10 tRNA genes and 5 rRNA genes are annotated in these 7,878 nt (G+C 51.5%); all 15 read right to left on the bottom strand.

What is annotated here, in order from left to right:
• Positions 1-1,334 (bottom strand): 23S ribosomal RNA (locus IQ283_RS24020); the annotation flags it as partial.
• Between the two features lie 236 nt (positions 1,335-1,570).
• Positions 1,571-3,122 (bottom strand): 16S ribosomal RNA (locus IQ283_RS24010).
• A 168-nt stretch (positions 3,123-3,290) separates the two neighbouring features.
• Positions 3,291-3,366 (bottom strand) — tRNA-Ala (locus IQ283_RS24005).
• Positions 3,367-3,377: 11 nt separating this feature from the next.
• A tRNA-Pro gene (locus IQ283_RS24000) sits at positions 3,378-3,454 on the bottom strand.
• Positions 3,455-3,480: 26 nt separating this feature from the next.
• Positions 3,481-3,557: transfer RNA gene (locus IQ283_RS23995), tRNA-Arg, on the bottom strand.
• A gap of 18 nt (positions 3,558-3,575) precedes the next feature.
• A tRNA-Gly gene (locus IQ283_RS23990) sits at positions 3,576-3,650 on the bottom strand.
• Between the two features lie 5 nt (positions 3,651-3,655).
• Positions 3,656-3,740 (bottom strand) — tRNA-Leu (locus IQ283_RS23985).
• A 7-nt stretch (positions 3,741-3,747) separates the two neighbouring features.
• A tRNA-Lys gene (locus IQ283_RS23980) sits at positions 3,748-3,823 on the bottom strand.
• A 17-nt stretch (positions 3,824-3,840) separates the two neighbouring features.
• Positions 3,841-3,916 (bottom strand) — tRNA-Thr (locus IQ283_RS23975).
• Between the two features lie 33 nt (positions 3,917-3,949).
• A tRNA-Val gene (locus IQ283_RS23970) sits at positions 3,950-4,025 on the bottom strand.
• Positions 4,026-4,034: 9 nt separating this feature from the next.
• Positions 4,035-4,151, bottom strand: a 5S ribosomal RNA gene (rrf, locus tag IQ283_RS23965).
• A gap of 115 nt (positions 4,152-4,266) precedes the next feature.
• Positions 4,267-7,196: ribosomal RNA gene (locus tag IQ283_RS23960) — 23S ribosomal RNA — on the bottom strand.
• A gap of 220 nt (positions 7,197-7,416) precedes the next feature.
• Positions 7,417-7,492: transfer RNA gene (locus tag IQ283_RS23955), tRNA-Ala, on the bottom strand.
• A gap of 56 nt (positions 7,493-7,548) precedes the next feature.
• A tRNA-Ile gene (locus IQ283_RS23950) sits at positions 7,549-7,625 on the bottom strand.
• 110 nt (positions 7,626-7,735) lie between these two features.
• A 16S ribosomal RNA gene (locus IQ283_RS23945) occupies positions 7,736-7,878 on the bottom strand; the annotation flags it as partial.

Here is a 7,878-nt window from a genome sequence, read left to right as displayed (position 1 = left end):
GGCTTTCGACGGACAAGATTCTCACTTGTCTTTCGCTACTCATACCGGCATTCTCACTTCTAAGCGCTCCACCAGTCCTTTCGGTCTGACTTCACAGCCCTTAGAACGCTCTCCTACCATTGTCGTAAGACAATCCACAGCTTCGGTGATACGTTTAGCCCCGGTACATTTTCGGCGCAGCGTCACTCGACCAGTGAGCTATTACGCACTCTTTAAATGATGGCTGCTTCTAAGCCAACATCCTGGTTGTCTAAGCAACGCCACATCCTTTTCCACTTAACGTATACTTTGGGACCTTAGCTGGTGGTCTGGGCTGTTTCCCTCTCGACTACGGATCTTATCACTCGCAGTCTGACTCCCGCGGATAAATCGTTGGCATTCGGAGTTTGACTGGATTCGGTAATCCGGTAAGGACCCTAGTCCAATCAGTGCTACCTCCAAGATTCTTGCCGCGAGGCTAGCCCTAAAGCTATTTCGGAGAGAACCAGCTATCTCCAGGTTCGATTGGCATTTCACCGCTACCCACACCTCATCCCCGCATTTTTCAACATGCGTGGGTTCGGGCCATTTCAGTGTTACCTGAACTTCACCCTGGACATGGGTAGATCACCTGGTTTCGGGTCTACGACACGTACTATTTCGCCCTATTCAGACTCGCTTTCGCTGCGGCTCCGCCTTCTCAGCTTAACCTTGCACGGGATCGTAACTCGCCGGTTCATTCTACAAAAGGCACGCTGTCACCCATTAACGGGCTCCAACTAGTTGTAGGCACACGGTTTCAGGTTCTTTTTCACTCCCCTTCCGGGGTGCTTTTCACCTTTCCCTCACGGTACTGGTTTCACTATCGGTCACTAGAGAGTATTTAGCCTTGGGAGATGGTCCTCCCGGATTCCGACGGGGTTTCACGTGTCCCGCCGTACTCAGGATCCGTCTCGGAGGGCATCGGATTTTGACTACAGGATTGTTACTTCTCTGATGGACCTTTCCAGGTCGCTTCGTCTATCCGTGCCTTTGTAACTCCAAAGAGACGTCCTACAACCCCAGAGGGCAAGCCCTCTGGTTTGGGCTGATTCCCGTTTGCTCGCCGCTACTCAGGAAATCGCGTTTGCTTTCTCTTCCTCCGGGTAATGAGATGTTTCAGTTCCCCGGGTCTGCCTTCCATTCCCTATGTATTCAGAAATGGATACCATCCTATTAAAGATGGTGGGTTCCCCCATTCGGAAATCTCCGGATCAAAGCGTACTTACAGCTCCCCGAAGCATATCGGTGTTCGTCCCGTCCTTCTTAGGCTTCTAGTGCCAAGGCATCCACCGTGCGCCCTTAGTAGCTTAACCTTCGATTTGTTAGGCATTACTGCATCACGCATCAGTTATTACTAAGTTATTGCATAAAAAATAATTATTGGATGTCGTTGTTTGTGCTATCTAGTTTTCAAGGAACAAGGCTACTACTTGAATCCGCCTAAGCTTCATCACTTCACCTATTTTGAAAGAATAAATCATTCTTTTCAAAACTAACGAAACGCTCATGTAAGGTTGGTAACGTAAGTTACCTTCGTAATTCTCCATAGAAAGGAGGTGATCCAGCCGCACCTTCCGATACGGCTACCTTGTTACGACTTCACCCCAATCATTTGTCCCACCTTCGGCGGCTGGCTCCATAAAGGTTACCCCACCGACTTCGGGTGTTACAAACTCTCGTGGTGTGACGGGCGGTGTGTACAAGGCCCGGGAACGTATTCACCGCGGCATGCTGATCCGCGATTACTAGCAATTCCGGCTTCATGCAGGCGAGTTGCAGCCTGCAATCCGAACTGAGAACGGCTTTATGGGATTCGCTTCACCTCGCGGTGTTGCTGCCCTTTGTACCGTCCATTGTAGCACGTGTGTAGCCCAGGTCATAAGGGGCATGATGATTTGACGTCATCCCCACCTTCCTCCGGTTTGTCACCGGCAGTCACCTTAGAGTGCCCAACTAAATGCTGGCAACTAAGATCAAGGGTTGCGCTCGTTGCGGGACTTAACCCAACATCTCACGACACGAGCTGACGACAACCATGCACCACCTGTCACTCTGTCCCCCGAAGGGGAACGTCCTGTCTCCAGGATTGTCAGAGGATGTCAAGACCTGGTAAGGTTCTTCGCGTTGCTTCGAATTAAACCACATGCTCCACTGCTTGTGCGGGCCCCCGTCAATTCCTTTGAGTTTCAACCTTGCGGTCGTACTCCCCAGGCGGAGTGCTTAATGTGTTAACTTCAGCACTGAGGGTGGAACCCCCCAACACCTAGCACTCATCGTTTACGGCGTGGACTACCAGGGTATCTAATCCTGTTTGCTCCCCACGCTTTCGCGCCTCAGCGTCAGTTACAGACCAGAGAGCCGCCTTCGCCACTGGTGTTCCTCCACATATCTACGCATTTCACCGCTACACGTGGAATTCCACTCTCCTCTTCTGCACTCAAGTCCTCCAGTTTCCAATGACCCTCCACGGTTGAGCCGTGGGCTTTCACATCAGACTTAAAAGACCGCCTGCGCGCGCTTTACGCCCAATAATTCCGGACAACGCTTGCCACCTACGTATTACCGCGGCTGCTGGCACGTAGTTAGCCGTGGCTTTCTGGTTAGGTACCGTCAAGGTACCGCCCTATTCGAACGGTACTTGTTCTTCCCTAACAACAGAGCTTTACGACCCGAAGGCCTTCGTCACTCACGCGGCGTTGCTCCGTCAGACTTTCGTCCATTGCGGAAGATTCCCTACTGCTGCCTCCCGTAGGAGTCTGGGCCGTGTCTCAGTCCCAGTGTGGCCGATCACCCTCTCAGGTCGGCTACGCATCGTCGCCTTGGTAAGCCATTACCTTACCAACTAGCTAATGCGCCGCGGGCCCATCCTGCAGCGTTAGCTCGAAAGCCAACTTTCAACATTGCACCATGCGGTGCGATGTATTACCCGGTATTAGCTCCGGTTTCCCGGAGTTATCCCAGTCTGCAGGGCAGGTTGCCCACGTGTTACTCACCCGTCCGCCGCTAAGATCAGGGAGCAAGCTCCCATCTCTTCGCTCGACTTGCATGTATTAGGCACGCCGCCAGCGTTCGTCCTGAGCCAGGATCAAACTCTCCGATAGAAAGCTTAATCTAGCTTTAAAACAATGTTTTGTTTCCGTAGAAACAACTACTTACATGGCGTTTCGTTCAGTTTTCAAAGATCAATTTTTCTTCCAATGTCGTTTTCAGCGACCAAACAATCATATCATGATTCGTTTGTCAGTGTCAACAACTTTTTTAAAATTAATTGGTGGAGCCTAGCGGGATCGAACCGCTGACCTCCTGCGTGCAAGGCAGGCGCTCTCCCAGCTGAGCTAAGGCCCCGTTGGTATGAATGGTCGGGAAGACAGGATTTGAACCTGCGACCCCTTGGTCCCAAACCAAGTGCTCTACCAAGCTGAGCTACTTCCCGTAAAAAGAAGAAAAACAACAAAATAATGGTGCGCCCGAGAGAAGTCGAATCCCTAACCTTCTGATCCGTAGTCAGACGCTCTATCCAATTGAGCTACGGGCGCAAAATCTAATTTAGTTAATGGAGCGGAAGACGGGATTCGAACCCGCGACCCCCACCTTGGCAAGGTGATGTTCTACCACTGAACTACTTCCGCGCAATTGGTGCGGGTGAAGGGACTTGAACCCCCACGTCGTAAGACACTAGATCCTAAGTCTAGCGCGTCTGCCAATTCCGCCACACCCGCAAATGCATGGTGAGCCATGAAGGACTCGAACCTTCGACCCTCTGATTAAAAGTCAGATGCTCTACCAACTGAGCTAATGGCTCTTTTCGATAAGAAAAGCTGGTGCCGGCCAGAGGACTTGAACCCCCAACCTACTGATTACAAGTCAGTTGCTCTACCAATTGAGCTAGACCGGCGATATATGTACCCTTTCGGGTTATAAGAAAATATGGTGGAGGATGACGGGCTCGAACCGCCGACCCTCTGCTTGTAAGGCAGATGCTCTCCCAGCTGAGCTAATCCTCCACTATATAAGCCTAGCGACGTCCTACTCTTGCAGGGGGAGATCCCCCAACTACCATCGGCGCTGAAGAGCTTAACTTCCGTGTTCGGCATGGGAACGGGTGTGACCTCTTCGCCATCATCACTAGACTAACAGGATGTTAGCCGTTCGGTGTTCACCACAGGACGTGGTGACACTTAATCGAACTTCCTTATTTCAGGTGTTCCCTGAAAACTAGATAGCACGCACAACTTTCCAATATTTTAGGTTAAGCCCTCGATCGATTAGTATTCGTCAGCTCCACGTGTTGCCACGCTTCCACCCCGAACCTATCTACCTCATCATCTCTAAGGGATCTTACCAGCTTAATGCTGTGGGAAATCTCATCTCGAGGGGGGCTTCATGCTTAGATGCTTTCAGCACTTATCCCTTCCACACGTAGCTACCCAGCTATGCTCCTGGCGGAACAACTGGTACACCAGCGGTGTGTCCATCCCGGTCCTCTCGTACTAAGGACAGCTCCTCTCAAATTTCCTGCGCCCGCGACGGATAGGGACCGAACTGTCTCACGACGTTCTGAACCCAGCTCGCGTACCGCTTTAATGGGCGAACAGCCCAACCCTTGGGACCTACTTCAGCCCCAGGATGCGATGAGCCGACATCGAGGTGCCAAACCTCCCCGTCGATGTGGACTCTTGGGGGAGATAAGCCTGTTATCCCCAGGGTAGCTTTTATCCGTTGAGCGATGGCCCTTCCATGCGGAACCACCGGATCACTAAGCCCGACTTTCGTCCCTGCTCGACTTGTAGGTCTCGCAGTCAAGCTCCCTTGTGCCTTTACACTCTGCGAATGATTTCCAACCATTCTGAGGGAACCTTTGGGCGCCTCCGTTACACTTTAGGAGGCGACCGCCCCAGTCAAACTGCCCACCTGACACTGTCTCCGCACCGGATCACGGTGCTGGGTTAGAATGTCAGTACAGCCAGGGTAGTATCCCACCGACGCCTCCATCGAACCTGGCGGTCCGACTTCTATGGCTCCTACCTATCCTGTACAAGCTGTACCAAAATCCAATATCAGGCTACAGTAAAGCTCCATGGGGTCTTTCCGTCCTGTCGCGGGTAACCTGCATCTTCACAGGTACTATAATTTCACCGGGTCTCTCGTTGAGACAGTATCCAAGTCGTTGCACCTTTCGTGCGGGTCGGAACTTACCCGACAAGGAATTTCGCTACCTTAGGACCGTTATAGTTACGGCCGCCGTTTACTGGGGCTTCGATTCAGAGCTTCTCCCGTAAGGGATAACCCCTCCTCTTAACCTTCCAGCACCGGGCAGGTGTCAGCCCCTATACTTCGCCTTACGGCTTTGCAGAGACCTGTGTTTTTGCTAAACAGTCGCTTGGATCTTTTCACTGCGGCTCCCCTGGGCTATAAACCCGAGGAAGCACCCCTTCTCCCGAAGTTACGGGGTCATTTTGCCGAGTTCCTTAACGAGAGTTCTCCCGATCGTCTTAGGATTCTCTCCTCGCCTACCTGTGTCGGTTTGCGGTACGGGCACCTTTTTCCTCACTAGAGGCTTTTCTTGGCAGCGTAGAATCAAGGACTTCGGTACTAAATTTCCCTCGCCATCACGACTCAGCCTTCACGGTGAACGGATTTGCCTATTCACCAGCCTAATCGCTTGGACGCGCATTTCCAGCAGCGCGCTCTCCCTATCTTTCTGCGTCCCCCCGTCGTTCAAACGGAAAGGAGGTGGTACAGGAATATCAACCTGTTATCCATCGCCTACGCCTTTCGGCCTCGGCTTAGGTCCCGACTAACCCTGAGCGGACGAGCCTTCCTCAGGAAACCTTGGGCTTTCGACGGACAAGATTCTCACTTGTCTTTCGCTACTCATACCGGCATTCTCACTTCTAAGCGCTCCACCAGTCCTTTCGGTCTGACTTCACAGCCCTTAGAACGCTCTCCTACCATTGTCGTAAGACAATCCACAGCTTCGGTGATACGTTTAGCCCCGGTACATTTTCGGCGCAGCGTCACTCGACCAGTGAGCTATTACGCACTCTTTAAATGATGGCTGCTTCTAAGCCAACATCCTGGTTGTCTAAGCAACGCCACATCCTTTTCCACTTAACGTATACTTTGGGACCTTAGCTGGTGGTCTGGGCTGTTTCCCTCTCGACTACGGATCTTATCACTCGCAGTCTGACTCCCGCGGATAAATCGTTGGCATTCGGAGTTTGACTGGATTCGGTAATCCGGTAAGGACCCCTAGTCCAATCAGTGCTCTACCTCCAAGATTCTTGCCGCGAGGCTAGCCCTAAAGCTATTTCGGAGAGAACCAGCTATCTCCAGGTTCGATTGGCATTTCACCGCTACCCACACCTCATCCCCGCATTTTTCAACATGCGTGGGTTCGGGCCTCCATTCAGTGTTACCTGAACTTCACCCTGGACATGGGTAGATCACCTGGTTTCGGGTCTACGACCACGTACTATTTCGCCCTATTCAGACTCGCTTTCGCTGCGGCTCCGCCTTCTCAGCTTAACCTTGCACGGGATCGTAACTCGCCGGTTCATTCTACAAAAGGCACGCTGTCACCCATTAACGGGCTCCAACTAGTTGTAGGCACACGGTTTCAGGTTCTTTTTCACTCCCCTTCCGGGGTGCTTTTCACCTTTCCCTCACGGTACTGGTTCACTATCGGTCACTAGAGAGTATTTAGCCTTGGGAGATGGTCCTCCCGGATTCCGACGGGGTTTCACGTGTCCCGCCGTACTCAGGATCCGTCTCGGAGGGCATCGGATTTTGACTACAGGATTGTTACCTTCTCTGATGGACCTTTCCAGGTCGCTTCGTCTATCCGTGCCTTTGTAACTCCAAAGAGACGTCCTACAACCCCAGAGGGCAAGCCCTCTGGTTTGGGCTGATTCCGTTTCGCTCGCCGCTACTCAGGAAATCGCGTTTGCTTTCTCTTCCTCCGGGTAATGAGATGTTTCAGTTCCCCGGGTCTGCCTTCCATTCCCTATGTATTCAGAAATGGATACCATCCTATTAAAGATGGTGGGTTCCCCCATTCGGAAATCTCCGGATCAAAGCGTACTTACAGCTCCCCGAAGCATATCGGTGTTCGTCCCGTCCTTCTTAGGCTTCTAGTGCCAAGGCATCCACCGTGCGCCCTTAGTAGCTTAACCTTCGATTTGTTAGGCATTACTGCCATAACGCATCAGTTATTACTAAGTTATTGCATAAAAATAATTATTGGATGTCGTTGTTTGTGCTATCTAGTTTTCAAGGAACAAGGCTACTACTTGAATCCACTTTTATGCTGCCTTGCACCGAGGAAGCCAACATCGTTAGCGTTACTCGAAGACGCAGGTGCATATTTGTTTCATTTCATTATAGTAGATGTGTTGGTGGAGCCTAGCGGGATCGAACCGCTGACCTCCTGCGTGCAAGGCAGGCGCTCTCCCAGCTGAGCTAAGGCCCCAAATGATCCAAATGGCATTCAACCAAGAGGAATAAATCGAATCAACAAAACTTTTATGGTGGGCCTGAGTGGACTCGAACCACCGACCTCACGCTTATCAGGCGTGCGCTCTAACCAGCTGAGCTACAGGCCCATAAAGGCTTGTTAACTACATTTAATTGAAAGAATAAATCATTCTTTCAAAACTAAACGAAACGCTCATGTAAGGTTGGTAACGTAAGTTACCTTCGTAATTCTCCATAGAAAGGAGGTGATCCAGCCGCACCTTCCGATACGGCTACCTTGTTACGACTTCACCCCAATCATTTGTCCCACCTTCGGCGGCTGGCTCCATAAAGGTTACCCCACCGACTTCGGGTGTTACAAACTCTCGTGGTGTGACGCGG

The organism is Pseudalkalibacillus hwajinpoensis, assembly GCF_015234585.1.
Lineage (GTDB): Bacteria > Bacillota > Bacilli > Bacillales > Guptibacillaceae > Guptibacillus > Guptibacillus hwajinpoensis_B.
This window is presented reverse-complemented; position numbering and strand designations above follow the sequence as displayed.